This window comes from Azospirillum sp. (assembly GCF_035627195.1).
In the GTDB taxonomy this organism is placed as follows: domain Bacteria; phylum Pseudomonadota; class Alphaproteobacteria; order Azospirillales; family Azospirillaceae; genus Azospirillum.
In genome coordinates this window covers 21672-43493 of sequence record NZ_DASPMG010000202.1, presented here as the reverse complement: position 1 = coordinate 43493, position 21822 = coordinate 21672, and the positions used below count along the sequence as shown (strand labels likewise).

20 protein-coding genes are annotated in these 21822 nt (G+C 71.9%); 10 read left to right on the top strand and 10 right to left on the bottom strand.

What is annotated here, in order from left to right; translation table 11 throughout:
* Positions 1 to 1965: NADP-dependent malic enzyme (locus tag VED21_RS18870; RefSeq protein WP_324884842.1), on the bottom strand; the 1965-nt coding region annotated here is incomplete at its 3' end.
* 173 nt (positions 1966 to 2138) lie between these two features.
* Positions 2139 to 3236 (bottom strand): YeeE/YedE family protein, encoded by a 1098-nt coding sequence (locus VED21_RS18865; protein ID WP_324884840.1) that lies wholly within the window; start codon positions 3234 to 3236, stop codon positions 2139 to 2141.
* A gap of 203 nt (positions 3237 to 3439) precedes the next feature.
* Here VED21_RS18865 and VED21_RS18860 point away from each other — a divergent pair, with 203 nt between their 5' ends.
* Positions 3440 to 4690: an MFS transporter gene (locus VED21_RS18860; RefSeq protein ID WP_324884838.1), complete on the top strand. Its 1251-nt coding sequence runs from the start codon at positions 3440 to 3442 to the stop codon at positions 4688 to 4690.
* Here the strand turns inward: VED21_RS18860 and VED21_RS18855 are convergent.
* The 3 genes from VED21_RS18855 to VED21_RS18845 all read right to left on the bottom strand — a co-directional run bounded on the left by VED21_RS18855 (position 4687) and on the right by VED21_RS18845 (position 6684).
* Positions 4687 to 5433 carry a creatininase family protein gene (locus tag VED21_RS18855; RefSeq protein ID WP_324884836.1) on the bottom strand — a complete coding sequence of 249 codons (747 nt, stop codon included), beginning with the start codon at positions 5431 to 5433 and terminating at the stop codon, positions 4687 to 4689. The two genes, VED21_RS18860 and VED21_RS18855, sit on opposite strands and share 4 nt — an antisense overlap.
* Positions 5434 to 5522: 89 nt before the next feature.
* Positions 5523 to 5834, bottom strand: a complete 312-nt coding sequence (gene cowN / locus VED21_RS18850) for a N(2)-fixation sustaining protein CowN (RefSeq protein ID WP_324884834.1) — start codon at positions 5832 to 5834, stop codon at positions 5523 to 5525.
* 142 nt (positions 5835 to 5976) lie between these two features.
* Positions 5977 to 6684, bottom strand: a complete 708-nt coding sequence (locus VED21_RS18845; protein WP_324884832.1) for a PAS domain-containing transcriptional regulator — start codon at positions 6682 to 6684, stop codon at positions 5977 to 5979.
* A 296-nt stretch (positions 6685 to 6980) separates the two neighbouring features.
* Here VED21_RS18845 and VED21_RS18840 point away from each other — a divergent pair, with 296 nt between their 5' ends.
* A complete protein-coding gene (locus VED21_RS18840) occupies positions 6981 to 8540 on the top strand; it encodes a YifB family Mg chelatase-like AAA ATPase (protein WP_324884830.1) in 1560 nt (519 codons plus the stop codon).
* Here the strand turns inward: VED21_RS18840 and VED21_RS18835 are convergent.
* Positions 8509 to 8661 carry a hypothetical protein gene (locus VED21_RS18835; RefSeq protein WP_324884828.1) on the bottom strand — a complete coding sequence of 51 codons (153 nt, stop codon included), beginning with the start codon at positions 8659 to 8661 and terminating at the stop codon, positions 8509 to 8511. The two genes, VED21_RS18840 and VED21_RS18835, sit on opposite strands and share 32 nt — an antisense overlap.
* Before the next feature lie 531 nt (positions 8662 to 9192).
* Between VED21_RS18835 and VED21_RS18830 the strand changes: the two genes are divergently transcribed.
* Positions 9193 to 11289, top strand: a complete 2097-nt coding sequence (locus VED21_RS18830; protein ID WP_324884826.1) for an NAD(P)/FAD-dependent oxidoreductase — start codon at positions 9193 to 9195, stop codon at positions 11287 to 11289.
* 9 nt (positions 11290 to 11298) lie between these two features.
* Here the strand turns inward: VED21_RS18830 and VED21_RS18825 are convergent, their stop codons facing one another.
* Entirely contained in the window at positions 11299 to 12813 is a 1515-nt protein-coding gene (locus VED21_RS18825; RefSeq protein ID WP_324884824.1) for an alpha/beta hydrolase, read from the bottom strand.
* Between the two features lie 181 nt (positions 12814 to 12994).
* Here VED21_RS18825 and VED21_RS18820 point away from each other — a divergent pair, with 181 nt between their 5' ends.
* The 4 genes from VED21_RS18820 (at position 12995) to VED21_RS18805 (ending at position 14225) form a co-directional block, all read left to right on the top strand.
* Positions 12995 to 13192, top strand: coding sequence for a hypothetical protein (locus VED21_RS18820; RefSeq protein WP_324884822.1), 198 nt, complete (start codon positions 12995 to 12997; stop codon positions 13190 to 13192).
* 184 nt (positions 13193 to 13376) lie between these two features.
* Entirely contained in the window at positions 13377 to 13592 is a 216-nt protein-coding gene (locus VED21_RS18815; protein ID WP_324884820.1) for a hypothetical protein, read from the top strand.
* Entirely contained in the window at positions 13570 to 13962 is a 393-nt protein-coding gene (locus tag VED21_RS18810) for a winged helix-turn-helix transcriptional regulator (RefSeq protein WP_324884818.1), read from the top strand. The genes VED21_RS18815 and VED21_RS18810 overlap by 23 nt, the downstream gene beginning before the upstream one ends.
* 98 nt (positions 13963 to 14060) lie before the next feature.
* The gene (locus tag VED21_RS18805; protein ID WP_324884816.1) at positions 14061 to 14225 is read left to right on the top strand and encodes a hypothetical protein; all 165 of its coding nucleotides are present in this window, start codon (positions 14061 to 14063) and stop codon (positions 14223 to 14225) included.
* On the opposite strand, the gene VED21_RS18800 is transcribed toward VED21_RS18805, so the two are convergent.
* Together VED21_RS18800 and trpS are read right to left on the bottom strand one after the other, a co-directional pair.
* A complete protein-coding gene (locus VED21_RS18800) occupies positions 14217 to 14849 on the bottom strand; it encodes a pyrrolidone-carboxylate peptidase (protein WP_324884814.1) in 633 nt (210 codons plus the stop codon). The two genes, VED21_RS18805 and VED21_RS18800, sit on opposite strands and share 9 nt — an antisense overlap.
* 228 nt (positions 14850 to 15077) lie before the next feature.
* Positions 15078 to 16076, bottom strand: a complete 999-nt coding sequence (gene trpS / locus VED21_RS18795; RefSeq protein ID WP_324884811.1) for a tryptophan--tRNA ligase — start codon at positions 16074 to 16076, stop codon at positions 15078 to 15080.
* A gap of 154 nt (positions 16077 to 16230) precedes the next feature.
* On the opposite strand from trpS, the gene VED21_RS18790 reads away from it, so the two are divergent.
* A complete protein-coding gene (locus tag VED21_RS18790; RefSeq protein WP_324884809.1) occupies positions 16231 to 16416 on the top strand; it encodes a hypothetical protein in 186 nt (61 codons plus the stop codon).
* Positions 16417 to 16484: 68 nt separating this feature from the next.
* Positions 16485 to 16790 (top strand): hypothetical protein, encoded by a 306-nt coding sequence (locus VED21_RS18785; RefSeq protein ID WP_324884807.1) that lies wholly within the window; start codon positions 16485 to 16487, stop codon positions 16788 to 16790.
* Between the two features lie 6 nt (positions 16791 to 16796).
* Here VED21_RS18785 and murJ read toward each other — a convergent pair whose 3' ends face one another.
* Complete coding sequence (gene murJ / locus VED21_RS18780) at positions 16797 to 18353, bottom strand: murein biosynthesis integral membrane protein MurJ (RefSeq protein ID WP_324884805.1); 1557 nt, start codon at positions 18351 to 18353, stop codon at positions 16797 to 16799.
* Between the two features lie 118 nt (positions 18354 to 18471).
* Between murJ and VED21_RS18775 the strand changes: the two genes are divergently transcribed.
* Positions 18472 to 21729, top strand: coding sequence for an MASE3 domain-containing protein (locus VED21_RS18775; protein WP_324884803.1), 3258 nt, complete (start codon positions 18472 to 18474; stop codon positions 21727 to 21729).
* Positions 21730 to 21822: the final 93 nt, after the last annotated feature.

The window sequence follows — 21822 nt, the reverse complement described above, 5'->3', positions numbered from 1 at the left end:
CGCAGCTGCCTCGCGGACCGTCAGGGCCAGCGGGCGCACCGGGTTGCCGAATGTCGAGAACGACAGCATGGCGACACGCGGCTCGTGGCCGAGGCGGCGGGCGAGGCCGGCCACCATCACGGCGATCTCGGCCATGTCGCGGGGCGTCGGCAGCTCGGTCACCGTCGTGTCGGCGACGAACACCGTTCGGCCCTTGGCGATCACGATCGACACGCCGATCAGGCGCTGCCCGGGGGCGGGATCGATGGCGCGGCGGATGTCCTCGAGGGCGACGTAATAGCCGCGCGTGACGCCGGTGACCATGGCATCGGCATCGCCGCTCGCCACCATTGCGGCGGCAAACACGTTGCGGTCCTGGTTCACCATGCGCTGGCAGTCGCGGTGCAGCACGCCCTTGCGCTGCAGGCGGCGGTACAGATAGTCGGTGTAGCGGCGGTTGGCGTCGGAGAGCCGCGCGTTGTGGATCTCCAGGTCGGTCACCGCCTGCTGGCCCATGGCGGCCAGGCGCTCCTTGATGACCTCCTCGCGGCCGATCAGCACCGGCGTGCCGTAGCCCGCCGCCTTGAAGGCCAGCGCGGCGCGGATCGCCCGCTCCTCCTCGCCCTCGGCGAAGACCACGCGCCGCGGGTTGGTGCGCACCTTCTCGAGAATCAGCTCCAGCGAATCCGCGGTCGGGTCCAGGCGGGTGCGCAGCGTGTTGCGGTAGCCGGCCATGTCGACGATCGGCTTGCGCGCGACGCCGCTCTCCATCGCGGCCTGCGCCACGGCGCACGGCACGGTGACGATCAGGCGCGGGTCGAAGGGCACCGGGATGATGTAGTCCGGGCCGTAGCGCAGCCGGCGGCCGGAATAGGCGGCGTCCACCTCGTCCGGCACGTCCTCGCGCGCCAGGGCGGCCAGCGCCTTGGCGGCGGCGACCTTCATCGCCTCGTTGATCGTCGTGGCGCGCACGTCCAGCGCGCCGCGGAAGATGTAGGGGAAGCCCAGGACGTTGTTGACCTGGTTCGGATAGTCGGAACGCCCGGTGGCGACGATGGCGTCGGGGCGCACCGCCTTGGCCTCCTCCGGCGTGATCTCCGGGTCGGGGTTGGCGAGCGCGAAGATGATCGGCTTCGCCGCCATGGTCTTGACCATCGCCGGGGTCATGGCGCCCTTGGCGGACAGGCCGACGAACACGTCGGAGCCGGCCACCGCCTCCTCCAGCGTGCGCTTGTCGTTGTCGACCGCGAAGGACGACTTCCACTGGTTCATGCCCTCGTTCCGGCCGCGGTAGACCACGCCCTTGGTGTCGCACAGCGTGATGTTCTCGCGCGGCACGCCCAGGTCGTTGAACAGCTGGGCGCAGGCGATGCCGGCGGCCCCCGCGCCGTTCACCACCATCTTGACGTCGCGCAGGTTGCGCCCGGTGATGTCGCAGGCGTTGATCAGGCCGGCGGCGGCGATGATGGCGGTGCCGTGCTGGTCGTCGTGGAAGACCGGGATGTCCAGCAGCTCGCGCAGGCGCTCCTCGATGATGAAGCAGTCCGGCGCCTTGATATCTTCCAGGTTGATGCCGCCGAAGGACGGGCCGAGGAAGCGCACGCAGTTGACGAACTCGTCCACGTTCTTGGTGTCGACCTCCAGGTCGATGCCGTCGACGTCGGCGAAGCGCTTGAAGAGGACGGCCTTGCCCTCCATCACCGGCTTGCCGGCCAGCGCACCCAGGTCGCCCAGGCCCAGCACCGCCGTGCCGTTGGAGATGATGGCGACGATGTTCCCCTTGGCCGTGTAGTCGTAGGCCAGCGACGGGTCCTCGGCGATGCGCAGGCAGGGGGCCGCCACGCCCGGCGAATAGGCCAGCGCCAGGTCGCGCTGGGTGGTCAGCGGCTTGGTGGGCGTGATCTCCAGCTTGCCGGGGCGGCCGCTGGAATGCAGCAGGAGGGCTTCTTCGTCGGTGACGCGCTTGTTGGTGTCGTTCTCGGCCATGGGGTCGGGTCCTTGGGGTCTGACGCCCTGCCGGTTCTGGGTGGGGCCGGCTTCGGGTGGGCGGCGATGTTAGGACCTCAAGCGTAACGGGACAACACTTGATGATGGCCTTCACGCAACAAAGGGTCCCGGTGCGCTGCCGATGCGACAGGTTCGATGCGCGTGGCGAACAATTACGATGCTATCGAACGCGCCCCGCCATCCCGCCGGTCACCTGGCCGGCCACCTCGCCGGTCGAGCACCGCGTCGGTCAGCGCCGCCGCCGCCCACATGGCGGTCAGTGCCACCCAGGCGGTCAGCGCGAAGATGGCGCCGTTGGTGACGCCGGCCCCCACCGCGCAGCCGCCGGCCAGCATGCCGCCGAAGCCCATCAGCACCGCGCCCGACACCGAGCGGCGCATGCTGGTGGCCCCCTGGAACCCCTCCAGCTTCAGCTCCCCCGCCAGTGCTGCGGCAAGGAAGGAGCCGAGGAACACGCCGGGCACCACGCCGACGTCGAAGTCCAGGATGTTGCCGGGCGGGCTGAGGAACAGCATCAGCGTCTCCGCCGAGGCGCCGGTGAAGGCCAGGCTCTTCACCGCGACCGGGCCGAAGGACTGGGACGCGACGGCGAAGGTGCACCACCAGCCCGCCGCCACCGTGGCCCCCACCCCCACGGCGCCGGCCCAGCCCCACGCCGGCACCCGGTTGCGCACGCCCAGCCAGACCGCCACCGCCAGGAACAGCAGCCCCAGCGCCGGTCCGCCGCCGGGTCCGAGCCCCGCGAGGGTGAGCAGGTTCAGCGCCTTGGCGTCCGCCACCGTCCACAGCCCGGCCAGCGCGTCGCGCGCCGGGGCCAGCAGCCCGCGCAGCGACGCCTGCGCCGTCACCGCGAAGACGAGGCCGTTCAGCAGGGCCCGCAGGTTGCCGTTGGCCGACAGCACCAGCAGCCGGCTGGCGCAGCCGCGCGACAGGATCATGCCGGCGCCGAACAGCGTGCCGCCGATGAGCGCCCCCGACAGGCTGCCCCGCGTGGCGAGCAGCCGCGCCTCCGACACGTCCAGCAGCCCGGCGGCGATCAGCCCCTGCGTGCCGGCCACCGCCGAGGAGAAGGCGAGCAGCCACACCGCCACCTTGGGCCCCAGCGCCCCATGCGCGAACTCGATGACGGCCGAGCGCAGGCAGAATCGGCTGCGCTGCGCGAAGATGCCGAACAGCAGGCCGATGACCAGCCCGCCGGCCGCGGTGGTGGCACTCTCCCCGAAGCGGTCGAGAATCGGCGTCAGGTCCATGGCGCTGCGCTGCCGGAAGGGTGGCCGGATGGTTGGGCGGCCGCAGGATAGGCTGATATTTGGCTTTGCTAAATGAGGTGAATCAAATGCTGCGGCATCGCAAGGCGGCCAAGCCGGGCGGGCATGGCTGCGTTGCTTCGCAGGTGCGGGACGCTCCGCTACAGTGGCTGCGGAAATCGGTTTCACCCACCCGGAGCAACGCCTTGTCCCGGACCGGCACAACGACGTCCGACGAGCGCCGCATCGTGCTGGTGATCGCGGCGGTGCAGTTCATCAACGTCCTCGACTTCATGATGGTGATGCCGCTGGGGCCGGACTTCGCGGCGGCGCTGGGGTTCGCGCCGTCGCACGTCGGCTACGTCGGCGGCAGCTACACGCTGGCGGCGGCGGTCGCCGGGCTGGCGGGCTCGCTGTTCCTCGACCGCTTCGACCGGCGCACGGCGCTGGCGGTGACGCTGGCCGGGCTGGTGGCGGCCACGGCGCTGGGCGGGCTGGCGGTCGACCTGCCGACGCTGCTGGCGACGCGCGTGCTGGCCGGGCTGTTCGGCGGGCCGGCGGTGGCGCTGGGCATCGCGCTGGTGGCCGACTGCGTGGCGCCGGAACGGCGCGGGCGCGCCATGGGCGTGGTCATGGGAACGTTCTCGCTGGCCGCCGTGCTGGGCCTGCCGATCGGGCTGGAACTGGCTCGGCTGGGCGGCTGGCGGCTGCCGTTCTTCGCGGTGGCGGGTCTGGCGGCCGTGGTGGTCGTGGCGGCCATGGCCGTGCTGCCGCCGCAGCGCGGGCACCTGTCGGAAGGGCCCGGGCCGGCGGTGCTGTCGCGGCTGGGCAGCCTGCTGGCGCGGCGCGCGGTGTGGCTGGCCTACGCCACGGCGGGGCTTTTGCAGATGCAGGCCTTCGTGGTGATCCCCAACATCTCCGCCTACGTGCAGCACAACCTGGGTTACCCGCGCGACCGGCTGGGGCTGCTGTACATGGCGGGCGGGACGCTGACCTTCTTCGGCATGCGGGCGGCCGGGCGCATGGTGGACCGCTACGGCTCGGCGCCGGTGACGCTGGTCAACACGGTGCTGATGACGGCGGTGCTGTGGGCGGGGTTCCTCGACTACCGGGCGTGGATGCCGGTCCTGGTGATCTTCCCGCTGTTCATGCTGTGCAACGGGGCGCGCATGGTGGCGAACAGCGCCGTCTATTCCAAGGTGCCGCACCCGCAGGAGCGCGCCGGCTTCATGGCGCTGGTGTCGGCGGTGACGCACGTGGCGGCCGCCGCCGGCTCCTTCCTGTCGGCGCACATCCTGGACACGCTGCCCGACGGCAGCCTGGGCAACGTGCCGGCCATGGCCTGGGTGGCGATCGCGCTGGGCCTCGCCGTGCCGCCGCTGATGTACTGGCTGGAGCGCGTGCTGCGGCCGGCCCCGCTGCCGCAGCCCGCGTCCCGGCCGCAGGTGGCGGACTAGGCTTCCTCCACGAACCTCCGGTACTGGTCGGAGATGCCGGCCACCGCCGCCTCGACCATGCGGCGGCCGTGCTCCGGCCGGGCCAGCGAGGGGTCGGAGCCGATGCGGCCGTCCGGGTAGCGGCGGCGGAAGTCGCGGGCGTCGTGGAAGCCGCCGCTGGGCGCCACCTGCGGCGTCATCGGCGCGCTTTTGATGGCTTCCGGATAGGCGTACTGGGTGACCGACACCTCCGACGGCGTGGCGTGCGAGCCTTCCACGCCGGGGAACAGCTCGCGCGACAGGGCGCCCACCCCCGGCGCCTCCCACCAGTTGACCAGCGCGCAGCGCACGTCGGGCGCGTTGGCGCCCTTCAGCGCGCGCAGCTCGGCGTAGACCTCGTAGAAGGCGGCGCGGATGGTCGGCACGTTGCCGCCGTGGCCGTTGACGAAGAAGAAGCGCTCGAACCCATGCTCGGCCAGCGAGGCGACGTAGTCGCGGATCACCGCCAGCAGGGTCGAGGGCTTCAGCGTCATGGAGCCGGGGAACTCCATGTGGTGCACGGCCATGCCGACCGCGATGGTCGGGCCGACCATGGCGCCGGCCGCCGCACCCACCTCGCGGCCGATCACCTCGGCGCAGATGGCGTCGGTGCCGATCAGGCCGTTCGGCCCATGCTGCTCGGTGGAGCCGATGGGCATGACGATGCCCTTGGAGTTCTTCAGGTAGGCCTCGACCTCGGCCCAGGTGCACAGGTGGAGAAGCACGGGTCTCAATCCCTCGTTCCGTTCGTTGGGAAGAGAGAATAGGGCATCCGCGCGCTTCGCCCAATCAGCTGTCGGTCAGCGGCACGGGGTCAGCAGCACTCCACCTCCAGCTTGTGCAGCATGGCGAGACCCTCCTCGTCGCCGTGTTCCTCGAACAGCTCCTCGAAGTAATAGGTGTGGGAGCAGGCTAGGCACAGCTCGTCCGACTGGCGGGCGTAGGGCTGCGCGGCCTCCGCCAGGCGCGCCTTGAACTTCTCCCAGAACGGGTTGGTCTTGGCCGGGTCGTTGATGTGCATCAGCACGCGCTCGATCACGGCGCGGTTGTTGGCCTCGCAGTCGATGCCGCGGAAGGAGACGTAGCGGTCGGCGGTGGCCTGGTCGGCGGTGTCTTGCTCGGACATGGTGGGTCTCGGCGCTGGGAGGGGGCGGGACGCTCCTCTATCGCCAGGGCGTGCGCCCGCCCGCAACGGCCGGTGCGCGAGCAGCCGCATGCGGGCACGAACGGCGCCCCTGATGCACGAACGGCGGCATGAACGGCGGCGCCTACAGCGCCAGCCGCTTCTTCAGCGCGTCGATGCGCCCGCGGCTGACCGGCACGCGCGGGGCGCCGGGGGCGGCCATGACGAAGGCGGCGCGGTCGCCGACGCGCTCGATGGCCTGGGCGAAGCGCAGGTTGACGATGTAGCCGCGGTGCGCGCGCACGAAGTGCCGTCCGTCGAGGCGCGATTCCAGGTCGGACAGCGACAGCGTGCACAGGAAGTCGCCTCCGGCCGTGTGGACGCGGGCATAGTGGCCGTCGGCGCGCAGGTACACCGCCTCCGCCGGGTCGATCAGCGCCACACCCTGGCGCGTCGCCACCGGCAGCTTGACCAGCGGCTCCGCCGCGTCGGGCTCGGGTGCTGTGGGCTGGACCGTTGTGGCGGCGGGGCCGCCGGGGTCGAACAGCATCAGCGCTGTGGCGGTGGCGCCGTTCCACGGCAGGCTGGTCGCCCGCACCACCGTCACCCGGCCGGGCAGGGCGACGACCATGGAGGTGGCCGACGGCGGCGCCTCCGGCTCCCCGGCGGCGTTCAGCAGCAGCTCCACCTTGGGCCGGCTGGCCGGGGCGTGCAGGTCGAGGATGTGGGCGCCGACCAGGGCACCGGCGTCGCCGCCCAGCAGCCGCGCCGCCGTGCCGTTGAGCGAGAGGATGCGCCGCCCCGCGTCGAGGATGATGAGGCCCACGTCCATGCGCTGGAGCTGGTATTCCATCGCGCTCCCGCCCTGCGTTCCACCGGCGCCGCGCGCCGGGATGCCGGAACTATAGCGGGTTGTTTGTGCGGTGCGGAAGCGTGGAGCCGAAGGAAGGGAGGACACGGATGCACACGGATGCCGGCGGGGCCGGCGCACGGATAGACGCGGATGAGAGAGATTGAATTTTCATCCGTGTTCATCCGTACAAAATCCGTGTTCATCCGTGTCCAAAACAGCCGCCCCAGCGCGCGCCGCTGGCAAAATGAGGAAACCAACCATACAATCGCGTGCATTTCGCTAGAGGGTGGTGCGGCGTGGTTGCGCGGATCAACACGGTGGCGTTTCAGGGCATCGAGGTCATGGACATCGACGTCCAGGTGCAGATGTCCAGCGGCATCGTCGCCTTCACCATCGTCGGCCTTCCCGACAAGGCGGTGGGCGAGAGCCGGGAGCGGGTGCGCTCCGCCCTGCACGCGCTGGGGCTGTCGCTGCCGGCCAAGCGGATCGTCGTCAATCTGGCGCCGGCCGACGTGCTGAAGGAAGGCTCGCACTTCGACCTGCCGATCGCGCTCGGGCTGCTCACCGTCATGGGCGTGCTGCCGGACATGGAGATGCAGCGCTACTGCGCGCTGGGCGAACTGGCGCTGGACGGGGCGCTGACGCCGGTGGCCGGCGTGCTGCCGGCGGCCATCAACGCGCTGGCGAACGACCGCGGCCTGATCGTGCCGGAGGCCTGCGGCGGCGAGGCGGCGTGGGCGGGTGCGGAGCTGGACGTGCTGGCGCCCGGCAACCTCCTGTCCCTGGTCAATCATTTCAAGGGCACGCAGGTGCTCTCCCCGCCCAAGCCGCGCCTGCAGGAGGAGGCGGGCGCGCCGCCCGACCTGCGCGACGTGAAGGGCAACGAGACGGCCAAGCGGGCGCTGGAGGTTGCCGCCGCCGGCTCGCACAACCTGCTGATGATCGGGCCGCCGGGGTCGGGCAAGTCGATGCTGGCGGCCCGGCTGCCGGGCCTGCTGCCGCCGCTCGACCCGGCGGAGGCGCTGGAGGTGTCGATGATCCACAGCGTCGCCGGCCTTCTGGAGGACGGGCGGCTGCTGCGCACCCGGCCGTTTCGTTCGCCGCATCAAAGCGCCAGCCTGCCGGCCCTGGTCGGCGGCGGGTCGCGCGCGAAACCGGGCGAGATTTCGCTCGCCCACATGGGCGTGCTGTTTCTCGACGAACTCCCCGAATTCGCCCGCCCGACGCTGGAGGCGTTGCGCCAGCCGCTGGAGACCGGGCGGGCGGTGGTGTCGCGCGTCAACGCGCACGTCACCTATCCCGCGCGCGTCCAGCTGGTCGCCGCCATGAACCCGTGCCGCTGCGGGCACCTGGACGACCCGTCGCTGGCCTGCGCCCGCGCGCCGAAGTGCGCGGCCGACTACCAGTCGAAGATCTCCGGCCCGCTGTTCGACCGCATCGACCTGCACATCGACGTGCCGGCCGTCAGCCCCGCCGACCTCAGCCTGCCGCCGGCCGCCGAGGGCAGCGCCGAGGTCGCCGCCCGCGTGGCGGTGGCCCGCGCCATCCAGGCCGAGCGTTACGCCGCGCTGGCCAAGCCCGGCGCCCAATCCGGCACCAAGACCGGAGATGGGCGTCCGCCGGTGCGCTGCAACGCCGACGCCGACGGCGAACTGCTGGAGCACGTGGCCGCCCCCGACCAATCCGGCCGCGCCCTGCTGACCGAGGCGGCGGAGCGCCTGAAGCTGTCGGCGCGCGGCTACCACCGCGTCATGCGCGTGGCGCGCACGCTGGCCGACCTCGCCGGGGTGGACGGCGTGCGCCGCGTGCACGTGGCCGAGGCGCTCAGCTACCGGCGGATCGCGCCGGGGCGCTGACCGGCTCGGCGGCCGGCGCCGTGGACGGCGGGGCATCCTCGTCCGCCTCGGTCACGGCCTTGTTGACGGGGCAACTGGCCAACGACGGGCCGGTGACGACGTCGAAATCGAAATCCAGCATGGAACAACCTCCTGGTTTGTCGGAGGCCGTCTCAGCCCTGGCGGGTTATGGGGGTTCCGTTCGGTGCCCGGAAAACACAAAAGCCGCCTTGGCTGGGGCGGCTTCGGGTCTGCATTGGGGTGCGCGATTCCTTAAGCCGCCGGGATGTACCAGCGGTACCAAAATCGCCCCGTGAGGGCGGTGGCGGGAATCGACACGGTCTTCATGGGTCGGACTGTAGCCGATCGCGCCGGGCCGGGGCAAGGCCGTTCGTGGACGTTCTTTGAGTGGACGTTTTTGAGACACGGATGAACACGGATGGGGCCGGATGAACACGGATGATCGATCCTGATCCGTGTCCATCCGTGGCCGGCGCAGCCGGCATCCGTGTTCATCCGTGTCTCCGGTCGTTTTTTTCCCGCCGTTCGCGCTTCGCGGATCGACGGGAGCGGCTTCCGGCGAAGCGGAACGGGCCTTTCGCGAACGGCGGCTGGAGCGATCGGGCGGCGTGGGGATCCTGGCGGAAAACCGTTCCCCGCCGAAGGTCCCGCCATGAAACTTGCCACGCCGCTCCGCATCGTCATCGGCTTCTCGCCGTGGATCCTGTTCGGAAGCCTGCTGCCCGCCGGCAGCGTTCCGGCCGCCGCCGCCGCGCTGGCGGCCAGCCTCGTGCTCTGCGTCGTCGACCGCCTACGCGGCTCGCTGAAGGCGCCGGAGCTGGTGGCCGCCGCCTTCTTCGCCGGCCTGCTGGCGGCGGAGACCGCCGGCTGGACTTGGCCGCGCAGCCACCTTCCTGTGCTGGTGCATCTGGCGCTGGCGGTGATGGCGTTCGGCAGCCTGGCCGTGGGCAGCCCCTTCACGCTGCAATACGCCCGCGAGGATTGGCCGCGCGAGTACTGGGAGCTGCCCCAGTTCGTCGCCGTCAACCGCGCCCTGACCGCCGTGTGGGGCGTCCTGTTCCTGATGGGGGCGGCGGCGTTCGGGCTGTTGCCGGGGGCGTGGGCGCTGCCGGCGTCGATGGCCTGCACCGCCCTGGGCATCGTGGCGAACGTTCGCGGACCCTCCTTCCTGGCCGACCGTGCCATGCGGCGCATCCTGGCGGCGCGGGAGCCCTACGACTGGCCCGCCCCGGCGTTGATCGGGGCGCGCGAGGGCGACGGGCGCGACGTCGTGGTGGTCGGCGCCGGCATCGGCGGGCTGACGGCGGCGGCGCTGTTGGCGACCTCCGGCGCGCGCGTCACCGTGCTGGAGGCGCACGACCGGCCGGGCGGCTTCTGCTCCTCGTGGGAGCGCAAGGCCCGCACGCCGGACGGGCGGATCGGGCTCTTCGACTTCGACGCGGGCGTGCACGACATCAGCGGCGCTCACCCGCACGGCCCGATCGGGCACCTGCTGCGCACCGTGGGCGTGGAGGACCGCGTGACGTGGCTGCCGGTGGACCGCGGCGTGCTGGCCGACGGGCGCTACCGCCGCCTGCCGGACGACGCCGATGGGCTGGAGGCGCTGCTGGCGGCCGAGTTTCCGGGCAGCGCCGCCGGCATCCACGCCTTCCTGGCGGCGATGCGCGGGATCTACGACGACCTCTACCGCGGCTGCGGCGAGCGCGGCCTGCCCCACATCCCCGACACGCTGGCGGCGATGCGCGCCTACCCCGTCACCTGCCCGCATTCCGCCCGCTGGCGGGAGACGAAGTTCGTTTCGATGCTGGAACGGTTTGTCCACGATCCCGGCGCGCGCCGCCTGCTGTCCAGCCTGACGGCGTACCTGTCGGACCGGCCGGAGGAACTGACCGCCATGCAGATGGCGCCCATCTTCGGCTACTGGTTCGACGGCGGCCGCTACCCGCAGGGCGGCTCCCAGCGGCTGGCCGACGCGCTGGTGAGCGCGATCCGCGGGAACGGGGGCGAGGTGCTGCTGAAGACCGCCGCCCGCCGCATCCTGGTGGACGGCGGCGCCGCGACGGGGGTGGAAACGGCGGACGGGCGCGTCCTCCGGGCGCCGTGGGTGATCTCCAACGCCGACGTGCGGCGCACGATGCTGGACCTCGTCGGCGCCGAACACCTGCCGGCGGACTACGCCGCGCGGGCGGCGGCGCTGCGCCCGACCACCTCCGCCTTCATGGTGACGCTGGGCCTGGATTTCGTGCCGGACCTGCCGATGCTGTCCTTCGTGCTGGACCAGCCGCGCGTCGCCATCGCCGTGCCGTCGCTCGCCGATCCCTCGCTGGCGCCGCCGGGCTGCGCCTCGGTCGAGTTGCTGCGCCTCGCCCCGGCCGGCGGCTGGGACCGCGCGGCGCCGGACTACCGCGAGCGCAAGCGGCGCGAAGGCGATGCGCTGATCGCCGCTGCCGCGCGGGTTATTCCGGACCTGGAACGGCACATCCTGCACCGGCAGGAGGCGACGGCGGCGACCTTCGCCCGCTACGCCCACGTCACCGGCGGGGCGATCTACGGCTGCGAGCCGCACCTGCCGCGCAAGACGCCGATCCGTGGCCTGTGCCTCGCCGGCAGCGGCGCCTTTCCGGGACCGGGCGTGGAGGCCTGCGTGATCTCCGGCCGGCTGGCGGCGGAGGCGGTGATGGGGCCGGACCTGGGCGCCCGCCCGGCGAAGAAGTCGGCACCGCTGTCGCTGGCGATGGAGGCGGTGTGAACGTTGGGGTCACTCCGTGACGAAGCGCGGCGGGCGGGCGGCGCTGCGGCACTCGCGCACGGCGGCCGGGTCGGGCGTGTCGAGGAAGGCGGCGGCGGTTTCCAGGGCGCAGGGGTCGCCCGCCGTCACCACGTGGCCGGCGGCGCGGAACACCATGTGGCGGCCGGCGGGCAGGGTGAAGGCGGCGCGCTCCCCCCACTCCGGCGGTGTCACCGGGTCGTAGGCGCCGGACAGCAGCAGCGCCGGCACCGGGCTGGCGACCGGCAGCCGCTCGATCGCCTCGCGCGTCCCGGCCGGCCAGCGGGCGCAGGCCCGCCGGCCGGGATCGTCGGCGGAACCGGTGGCCGGGGCGGCCCACGACCAGCGGCGCCGGTCGGCGGCGATGCGCGCGGGGTCGGCGGCGTTCACCGTTTCCCGGCATTCGATGGAGAAGGCCATGCCCTCCGCCGTGTCCGGATCGCCCAGCCACGGGTTGGGGGCGTTGCGGGCAAGGCGGTACAGCCGCCCGCGCACCGCCGCGTCCACCGCCTGCGGCAGGCGGGCCAGGGAATCGCCGTCCGCCATCGCCTCCAGCACGGCGGCGACGGCGGTGCGGCCGTCCAGGCGCACGGTCAGCGGCACCATGGGGTCGCCCACCGCCACCTCCGTGGGCGCCTCGTCCAGCTTGGCGAGCAGGCGGCGGAAGCGCGCCTCCAGGTCGGGGAAGGCGGCGCGGCAGGACCGGCTGGCGGTGCAGTCGTCGAACAGCCGCTTCAGCGCGCGGTGGGACAGCCACGCCTCCTCCTCCCGCGCGTTGACGTCGGGCGGGTAGACGGCGTCCAGCACCGCGGCGCGCACCCGGCCGCCGTGGCGGCGCAGCACCTCCAGCGCCACCCGCGTGCCGTAGGAGATGGCGAACAGGTTGACGCGCGGCACCCCCAGCGCGTCCGCCAGATCGGCCACGTCGTCGGCGATGGCGGGTGTGGAGAAGGCCGTGACGTCGACGCCCGCAGCCTGCAGCCGCTGGGCGCAGGCGCGGATCGCGTCCTCCTCCGCCGCCGTCCGGCGGGCGGGCGGCGACGGGCGCGGCTCGGGTGCCGCCAGCGCGTCCAGTTCGGGGCAGTTGGTGTCGGGCTCGGCCCGCCCCACGCCGCGCTGGTCGAACAGCACGAAGTCGCGGGTGCGGCGGAAGGGGGCCGACAGCTCCCACCAGCTTTCCATCCGCTCCTCCGCCGGCTCCTCCGCGCCGAAGACGGAAGCGCCGGGGCCGCCCTCGATGTAGACGACCGGGTCGGGGGCGGGGGTGTCGGCGGTGCTGCGCAGCACCGCCACCGGCAGGCGCAGCAGGCGCGAGCCGGGACGGTCGCGCCGTTCGGGAACCAGCAACGTGCCGCAGGCCGCCGCCTCGCCCTCGGGCGGGGTGAACCAGCACGGGCCCGGCGCGAATCGCCCCTGCGCCGCCGCCGGTGCGGCGGATTGGCCGACGAGCAGGGCGGCGAGCAGCGGCGCGGCGAGCAGGCCCAGGCGGAGTGCGGGCAGGCGCAAGGCGATTCCGGATGGCGGAGGATGCGACGGACCCTTGATGACGCAGCGCAACGGGCTTGTCCAGAATCGTTGCCGTTCAGCCACAGAGTGGCGCAAACGGTGTGGCCGGCTTGACACGAAGCATCCTATCACGGATGTATTGCGTGTCTGCAAACCAACTCACCCACCATGGAGAAGACCCATGCCCAGCCTGTGGCACACGCTGCTGTCGCGGTGGCTCGCCCCGCCCGGCACGCCCGACGTTTCCCACCTGTCGGAGCACCTGTTGCGCGACGTGGGCCTCGCCGAAGGGACGGACGCCCCTTTTGCGCCCGAACCCATCCGCGAGCGGAACTTTTCGCCCGCGCGGACATTTTGCAGCTTGCGTCCGTATTACTGACCGGCGATACCTGAAGCCTCACCGTTTCATCGTCAATCCCAACGAACCCAACCACGGAGTTCCGTCATGAAACTCGTCGTTCCCAACACCCGAATCCGCCGAGCTCGCCCCACCACCACGCGACAGGACCATTGGTGCGTATGCGAGAGCCCAAGCAGCGAATTCCGGATATCGAGGGGATCCCATGAGCGTGTTTCTCGGCCTGTGCGGTCATAACGTCTTCGTCGAACACGCCCGCTGGGCGAACCCGGACGGTTTCTTCGACCTCCGGCGGGAAAACGGGGAATTCGTCGTATGGCTTGGACGCCTGAACATCATCTACACGCCGGCCCGGTGGGCACCGCCCGCGCGGCCCGGACGGTCGAGGGGGCTCGCTGATGCCGGCCCGCACCCGCCATGACGCGGTAGCGACCGTAACCCGTGTGCTCGAGGCGTTCCGCTCGCTCGACCCCGACCTGCCGATCCAATACGCGCTGTCCTTCCTGACCATCGCGCAGAACGAAGGCATCTCGATCGGCGAGCTTGCGGAACGCCTGGGCATCGCCCAATCCTCCGCCTCGCGCAACGTCGCGGCGCTGAGCCGCTGGCATTCCTTCGGGAAGGCCGGTCTCGACCTCGTGCAGTCGCAGGAAGACCCGCGCGAACGCCGCCGCAAGATCGTCACGCTCACCGACAACGGGCGCGCGTTCCTGGAGTCGCTGCGCACCATCGTCAGCGCCGACACCCCCGCCCCGGCCGCCCCCGAACTGCGCCGCGCCAAGAGCGCCTGAGCGCGTTTCCACTACACCCCCCGGACACCTCCGTCAGGCAGAGGAACCGCTGCCGGGCGCACGCCGTTGCTTACCGTCTTGGAACAGGAGGCGCGGCGATGGCTGATGCACTTCCCCCGGAAAGCGGCGACCGCGACGCGCTGTGGCGCATCCACCGCCTGGAGGCACCGACCTTCACAGACATCACCAACGGGGTCTTCTTCGGCCTTCTGTGGCTGGCCGTGCTGTGGGCGCCGATGTTCGTCAGCGTGCTGCTAGGCTGAGACGCCGCCCAAGCCCTGGCCCAATCCTTGGCTGAGCACGTCGACCAGCACGCGCACGCCCAGCTCCAGCCGGTCCAGCGGCAGGCCGGTGCGGCCGGGCTGGCCGGCCACCTGCTCGGGCAGGGGCGGCACGTGCAGGAACGCCATGGGCAGGTCCAGGCCGCGCGTCTCGATGGTGTGGCGGGCGCGGTAGTAGAGGTGGTTGCACACGAAGCCGCCCGCGTGGTCGCTCATGCCCACCGGCAGGCCGGCGGCGGCCAGCGTGCGCAGCATCAGCTGGACCGGGATGCCGGTGCCGTAGGCGGTGGGCCCGTCCGCGACGATCGCCGCGTCCTCGCGCACCACGCCGGCGTTGTCGGCCTGCTCGCTCTCGTCGCGGTTCCAGGCCAGCCGCTCGACCAGCACCGACTCGGTGCGGAAGGCGAGGCCGAAGCTGATCGCCGCGGCCGGCGCGTGCTCGTCCAGCAGCGCCGCGAAGGCGTCGCCGCAGGCGTCGTATTCGACCGGCAGCACGGCGGTGACCACCCCGTCCGTCCCGGCCAGCCGTTCCATCAGCAGCGACGTCGGGTTGACGCCGTGCGGGCCGAACGGCTGGAAGCCGGTGAGGAGGATGGGGGCGGTCATCGGTGGATCCCGGCTCCATGTCGAAGCCCTTCTCCCCTTGAGGGAGAAGGGTTGGGATGAGGGGTCGTTACCGCCCGAAGGGCGGGAAGAGAGTCTCTGTCCGGGCTGTCGCCCGTAACCACCCTCACCCCTACCGCGACGCCCTTCGGCGTCGCCCCCTCAAGGGAGAGGGGCTTTTGCGAGTATCGACACGGATCCCCACGGGCGCAACAGGCTCGTAACCGCGCCTTACGGGCGCAACAGGCCGATGATGTCCTTGATCTCGTCCAGGTGCGTCTGGCCGATGGCCGCCGCGCGCTCGCCGCCCTTGCGCAGGATGCGGTCGATCTCCGCCTTGTCGGCCAGCAGCTCGTTCATCCGCTTGGTGATCGGCGACAGGTGCGCCACCGCGGCGTCCAGCAGCGCCGTCTTGAACTGCGAGAACTGGTTGCCGGCGAAGCGCTGGATCGCCTGCTCGCGCGTCTCGCCCGACAGCGCCGCGTAGATGGTGACCAGGTTGTCGGCCTCCGGGCGCTTCTCCAGGTCTTCCAGGTTGTCGGGCAGCGGCTCGGGATCGGTTTTCGCCTTGCGGATCTTCTGGGCGATGGTGTCGGCGTCGTCCGTCATGTTGATGCGGCTGTACTCGGACTCGTCCGACTTGCTCATCTTCTTGGTGCCGTCGCGCAGGCTCATGACGCGCGTCGCCTCGCCCAGGATCTGCGGCTCGGGCAGGGGGAAGTACTCGACGCCGTAGCGGCGGTTGAAGGCGCCGGCGATGTCGCGCGACAGCTCCAGGTGCTGCTTCTGGTCCTCGCCCACCGGCACGTGGGTGGCCTTGTACAGCAGGATGTCGGCGGCCATCAGCACGGGGTAGGAGTACAGGCCCAGGTTGGCCATGTCGCGCTGCTTGCCGGCCTTCTCCTTGAATTGCGTCATGCGGTTCAGCCAGCCCAGCGGCGTGTGGCAGGACAGGATCCAGGCCAGTTCCGAGTGCTGCGACACGAAGGACTGGTTGAACAGGATGTTCTTTTCCGGGTCGATGCCGGCGGCGATGTAGGCGGCCGTCACTTCGCGGATGTTGTTGCGCAGGACGTCCGGTTCCTGGTCGATGGTCAGCGCGTGCAGGTCGACGACGCAGAAGATGCATTCGTATTCGTTCTGCAGGGCCACCCAGTTGCGCAGCGCGCCCAGGTAATTGCCGAGGTGCAATTGACGGGTCGGCTGCATGCCGGAGAAGATGCGGTTCACGGGTGGCCCCTCTCGCTGAGCTTGATAACGAACGCCGGGAGGCCGGTTTTATGGACGCTCGCACCCGGCCGGGTCAAGACGGCCGGTTGACAGGGACGGGGGGCGGGATGATGATCCAACGGATCGAATGCGCCGGATTGGTCAGGATCTCTCCATGAAGCCCCAGAAGGTTACCGCGGCGGCCACACCCAGGACCCGTTCGGTCGAGCGGGCGGAGTTCTCCGGCGCCCCGGTCAAGAAGGCCAGCCCGGAGCAGCAGAAGGCCGCCCGCCGCCTGTTCGTCAAGCTCAGCGCCAACGCCGCCGTCAGCGGGTGGAAGCCCTACGTAAAGGCTTCCTGACGCGGATGAAGGGCCTTCACCTCCCGATTTCCGGCCTGTCGCGGCCCCCGGCCTGCGACAAGGAGGTGATGCAGGATTTCATCGACAAGCGCGCCCGGCTGACGCCCGAGCAAAGCGCGGCCGTCGAGCGGCTGGTGGAGTCGTTCAACACCCGGCCGGGCACCGCAGGCGATATCGAGCTTCCCGGCACGGTCATCGGCACCGCCCATGCCCGTATCCGCGGCGGCGTCTACGTGCTGTACCAGCAGTTCGCCCAGCACGGGGAGACGAAGGTGCTGATCAAGCTGTGGTACTGCGGCGTCTACGATGTTCCTCCGGGGAGCGGGCGCTTCGATTTCCAGAACGAGTGCGATGAGGAGGAGGACGGCGCGTAGCCGTTCTCACGCCACCCGCTCCCGCCGCGCGAACGCCTTCAGGTCGGCCAAGTCGGCACCGCCCAGCGCGTGCGCCAGGGCGAAGAACACCGCGCCGCCTCCCCCGACCAGCAGCGCCAAGGCGCCGAAACGCACCGCCGTGGCGCCGTCCGCCAGCCAGGGCGCCAGCGCCGCACTGCCGGCGGCCAGCGCGGTGCCCATGCCGACGGCGGCCAGCACGATGCGCGGCGCGCGGCGGCGCACGCGGGCGTCCAGCTCCAGGTGCCCCTGGCGATGCAGCGCGCGGGCCAGCAGGCCCAGGTTCAGCCACGCCGTCAGGCCCGTCGCCAGCGCGATCCCCACCTGCGCCAGCCACGGCAGCAGCGCCACGCCCAGCGCCGCGTTGGCCAGCGTGACGACCACCGCCACGCGCACCGGCGTGTCGGTGTCCTGGCGGGCGAAGAAGGCGGCGCTGAACACCTTCGCCACCACGAAGGCGGGGATGCCGACGGCGTAGGCGGCCAGCGTCCAGGCGGTGGCGGCGGTCTCCGCCGCGCCGAAGGCGCCGCGCTCGAACAGAACGGCGATGATCGGGTGCCCGGCCACCACCAGCGCGGTGGCTGCCGGCAGGCCCAGCAGAAGGCTGAACTCCAGCGCCCGGCTGACGTCGTGGCGGATGGCCGCGTGGTCGCCGTCGGCGACATGGCGGGCCAGCACCGGCAGCAGCGCCGTGCCGATGGCGATGCCGATGATGCCCAGCGGCATCTGGTTCAGCCGGTCCGCGTAATACAGGTACGACACCGCCCCGCTGGGCAGGAGGGAGGCCAGCACCACGTTGACGAACAGGTTGATCTGCATGACGCCGGCCCCCACCGCACCCGGCGCCACCAGCCGGAACAGCCGGCGCACGGCCGGCGTCAGGCGCGGGCGCGGCACGTGCACGCTCAGCCCCGCCGCCCGGCAGGCCCAGGCCATCCACACCAGCTGCACCACACCCGACAGCGTCACCGCCGCCGCCATGGCCATCCCCGGCTCCAGCCCCAGGCGCGGCGCCAGCAGCAGTGCGGCGATCAGCGTCAGGTTGAAGGCGATGGGGGCGGCGGCGAAGGGGCCGAAGCGGTCGAAGGCGTTCAGCACGCCGCCCAGCAGCGCCACCAGCGACACCAGCATCAGGTAAGGGAAGGTCAGCTGCGCCATGGCGACGGCCATGTCGAACTTCGCCGGCTCGTCGGCGAAGCCGGGGGCCAGCGCGTGCATCAGCCAGGGCATGCTCCACACCGCCAGCGCGGTGAAGGGGATCAGCACGGCCAGCAGCACCGCCAGCGCCTCGCCCGCGAAGGCCAGGGCGGCGGCGCGCCCCTCCTGCCGCAGGCGGGTGGCGAACAGCGGCACGAAGGCGACGCCGAAGGCGCCCTCGGCGAACAGGCGGCGGAAGAAGTTGGGCAGCTTCAGCGCCACGAAGAAGGCGTCGGCCACCGGCCCGGCGCCCAGCACGGCGGCCGTCAGGATGTCGCGGGCGAAGCCGGCCAGCCGGCTCAGCATGGTCAGGCCGCCCACGGTGGCGACGGATCGCGCGAAGCTCATGCCGCCCGCTATAGCCCGGCCGCCCACGCCTTGGGAAGCTGGCGGATGGGGCAAGCGATGCGGGCATAGGACACTTCATCCTCTCGTATCCGCCGGCCGGGACGCCTATGATGGTTTGGTGAATGAACGATCGGCCGCGCCCATGCCCATCCGCCTCGACCTCCGCGCCCTCGCCCCGTTTGCCACGGGGGCACTCGCCGCCGTGGGCCTCGCCGTCGTGCTGGCGGCGGGGCAGGGCGGGCTGGCCTTCCACACGCTGGTCGAGCTGTTCGCGGCGGCCATCATGTTCGCCGCCTTCGCCGTCGCCTGGAACGCGCGGGCCTTCTCGGACAACGGTTTCCTCGGGCTGGTCGGCGTGGCATGCCTGTCCGTCGGCATCCTCGACGTGCTGCACGCGCTGACCCTGCCGGGCGTCGGCGTGTTCCCCGACGACGGCGGCAACGTCACCAGCCAGCTGTGGCTGTCGGCGCGCGCGGTGGAGACGGGGGCGCTGCTGACGGCGGCGCTGGGCGCGCCGCGGCGCCTGGAGGGGCCGGGGGCGCTCCTCGCCTTCACGGCGGTGACGGTGGGGCTGATCGCCGCCATCCTCGGCTTCCAGGTCTTCCCCGACGCCTACCGGCCCGGCACTGGGCTGACGCCGTTCAAGATTTCGGCCGAGCTGGCGTTCGTGGCGGTGAAGCTCGCCACCCTGGCGCTCGTCTGGCGCCGCCGCGCGGCGATCGGCGAGGCGGTGGCGCGCGCCATCATCCTCTACCTCGCGCTGACCGCGGCGGCGGAGGTGGCGTTCTGCCTCTATGCGACGTTCCTGGAGACCATCCACGTCGTCGGGCACCTGCTGAAGGCGGCGGGCTTCTACGTGCTGTACCGCACGGCGGTGGCGCACACGCTGGCCGCCCCCTACCAGGTGCTGTTCCGCGACCTGCAGGCCGCCAACGAGCGGCTGGAGGAGCGGGTCGAGCAGCGCACCCGCATGCTGGCCGAGGCCGACCGCGCGCTGGCCGCCGAGATCGCCGAGCGCGAGCGCCTCCAGGTGCTGGAGCGCGCGATCTTCCTGGGGGCCGAGCACATGATGATCGCCACCGCGGTGGACGGCACCATCCTCGACCTCAACCCGGCGGCGGAGCGCGGGCTGGGCTACCGCCGGGACGAGCTGGTGGGCAAGGCCACGCCGCTGGCCTTCCACGACCCGGACGAGGTGGCGCGCCGCGCCGCCGAGCTGGGGGCCGCGCTGGGGCGCGACGTGTCCGGCTTCGAGGCGCTGGTGGCCCCGGTGGAGGGCCGCCGCAAGGCGCAGCGGGAATGGACGTGGTACCGCCGCGACGGCGGCCGCTTCCCGGTGCTGGTGACGGTGACGCGCCTGCATGACCGCGACGGGCTGCTGATCGGCTACGTCGCCATCGCCGGCGACCTGACCGAACTGGCGTCGCTGCGCGCCCAGGCGGAGCAGGCGTCGAACCGCCTGCTGGACGCCATCGACAGCATCTCCGAAGGGTTCGTGCTGTTCGACCGCGACGACCGCATCGTCCTGTGGAACCGCCGCCTGCGCGAGCTGTACGCGCCCATGGCCGACCTCCTGGCGCCCGGCGCCCGGTTCGAGGAGGTGCTGCGCACCGGTGTCGCGCGCGGCCACTACGACCTGGGCGGGATGGAGGTGGACGAGTGGATCGCCGTCCAGCTCGCCCACCACCGCGACCCGGCCAGCCCGTGCGAGCGGCGGCTGGCCGACGGGCGCTGGCTGCTGGTCAGCGAGCGGCGCACCAGCGACGGCGGCATCGTCAGCCTGCGCACCGACATCACCGCGCTGAAGCTGACCGAGGCCGCGCTGAAGGAGATCAACGCGCTGAACCGCGCGCTGCTGCGCGCCATCCCGCTGGCCGTCGTGGTCATCGACCAGGGCGGGCGGGTGCTGCTGTGGGAAGGGGCGGCGGAGCAGATCTTCGGCTGGCGCGCCGACGAGGTGCTGGGCGGCCCGCTGCCCTTCGTGCCGGCGGACGACGAGCCGGTGCGCGCCCGGCTGGTCGATCTGGTGATGCGTGGCCAGACCCTGCGCGAACTGGAGGTGGTGCGCCGGCGCAAGGACGGCCGGCTGGTCGACCTGATGCTGTCGGCCGTGCCGGTGCGCGACGACGCCGGCCGCGTCATCGGCCTGATGAGCCTGATCGAGGACGTGACGGAACGCCGCCGCACCGAATCGGCGCTGCTCGACTCGGAGGAGCGGTTCCGCGCCCTGGTGCGCAACCTGCCGGGGCTGGTGTTCCGCCGCGTGCAGCGCACCGACGGGACCATCCGCTACGAATACGCCAGCGAGGGCTTCCGCACCATCTTCGGCCTGGACCCGGACTCGCTGACCGGCGACCCGGACCGCTTCAAGCAGTTCATCCACCCCGAGGACCGCGAGCGGGTGAGCGCCTGCCTTGCCGAGTCGGCGCGCACCATGAGCGCCGCCGACATCGAGTTCCGCGGCGTCACCATTGCCGGCGAGACGCGCTGGCTGCACAGCGTGTCGCAGCCGCGCCGCCGCGCGGCGGGGGAGATCGTGTGGGACGGCCTCGCCTTCGACATCACCGAGCGAAAGCGCGCGGCCGAGCGCCAGCGCACCACCGAGAAGGCGCTGGAGATGTCGCAGCGCATGGAGGCGGTGGGCCAGCTGGCCGGCGGCATGGCGCACGAGTTCAACAACATGCTCGTCCCCATGATCGGGCTGGTCGAGCTGACCATGATGCAGCTGCCCGAGGACTCGCGGCCCCGGCGCAACCTGCAGATCGCCATGGAGGCGGCCGACCGCGCCCGCCAGCTGGTGCGCCGCATCCTCACCTTCAGCCGCTACAGCCCGCAGAGCGGTGCCGCCTGGCCGCTGCGCCGCGCGGTGAACGAGGCGCTGCGCATCATCCGCACGGTGATCCCGTCCCCCGTCGTGGTGCGCGAGGAGATCGCCGCCGCCGAGCTGTGGACCGCCTGCGAGGACGGCGAGGTGCAGCAGATCCTGCTCAACCTCACCTCCAACGCTGCCTACGCCATGATGCCGAAGGGGGGCGAGCTGACCATCACGCTGGGCCCGGCGGACGGCGAACCGGACGGCGAGTTGCCGGCCACCCTGGACGCCGGCCGCCGCTACGCCCGGCTCAGCGTGCGCGACACCGGCGGGGGCATGAGCGAGGAGACCCGCGCCCGCATCTTCGAGCCGTTCTTCACCACCAAGCCGGTGGGCGAGGGGACCGGCATCGGGCTGGCCGTGGTGCACAGCATCGTCACCGCGCACGACGGCGCCGTCGCGGTGGAGAGCGCGCCGGGCCAGGGCACCCGGTTCATCATCCACCTGCCGCTGCTGGACCCGGAACCGGTCGCCGGCACACAGGCGGATGCCGTGGGCGCCTGAGGCCAAACGTCACGGCCCCGGCGTCGCCGGAATGCGACTTGACTCCATACCGTCTTGCCCTGCCTATGGCGCCCAGGCGGACTGTGGGGCCGG